Annotated in this window: 1 protein-coding gene; it reads left to right on the top strand. The window is 34.9% G+C overall.

The features are described from left to right. Positions 1–385 precede the first annotated feature (385 nt). Positions 386–936 (top strand): IS110 family transposase (locus H8911_RS12165; protein ID WP_186999840.1); only part of this gene is annotated, 551 nt, incomplete at its 3' end.

The raw sequence follows: 936 nt of genomic DNA, 5'->3' as shown, positions 1-936 counted from the left end.
TAAAAAGAGACTTTTCGCCAAGCAAGCCAAATGAGGCATGGTGTACAGATATAACGTATATATTTACCTTGGAAGGATTTGTATACCTGGTATATTGTAATTGACCCATCTAACTGGTCGACTACAATATACTTCTCCTTTCTTTCAACCTTTAATAACCGTGGTTGAAGACGGTTTTGTTAATTTGTAAAATTGAATATGTGAATGTGGATTTGTATATTTATACCCTGTAGCTTGACTACTCTTGTAAGGTTCTTACCACACCTTATTCCAAAACAGTGATTAGTTAGATGAGTCTTTGAATTCGTATTTTGAACCAGGTTTTGTGGTCTAAGTGTTGTGGATAACCATTTTCACAGATTTTATCAAGAAAGGATGCTTATTTATGAAATTAGTTGGTATCGATGTTGGAAAGAACAGTCATCACTTTTGTGTTATGGACAAGGAAACTGGTGAACTCAATCTTACACCTTCTTCTTTTCCTAACAACAAAGAAGGATTTGACTTTCTGATCAACTCCCTTAAACCGTATTCTAAAAAATCAATTCTAATTGGTATGGAAGACACTGGGCATTACCACGTTGCTCTTCTAAAATTTCTTCTTAACAACGGATATACTGTTGCCTTGATCAACCCTAAAACGACTGATCTTACACGCAAGATGGAAGGTGGCATTACTAAGAATGACAAACTAGATACAATCACCATTTGTGATGTCCTCGATACTCCTGAGCGCAAGAAACAGTATCGTATTACTAAAGTTGACCGTTTTGATTTATACGAACAAAGACAATTGACTCGGCATCACCATAATCTAAAGGAAGAACTCAATATATACTGTAATCGACTACAGAAATCGATTGATCTTGTTTTCCCAGAATTCAATACCTTATTTGGTTCTAAATATGGCATTGTTTACATGAATCTTCTTAAAAC

It is taken from the genome of Holdemanella hominis (assembly GCF_014306155.1).
Taxonomy (GTDB): Bacteria; Bacillota_I; Bacilli_A; order Erysipelotrichales; family Erysipelotrichaceae; genus Holdemanella; species Holdemanella hominis.
This window is presented reverse-complemented; position numbering and strand designations above follow the sequence as displayed.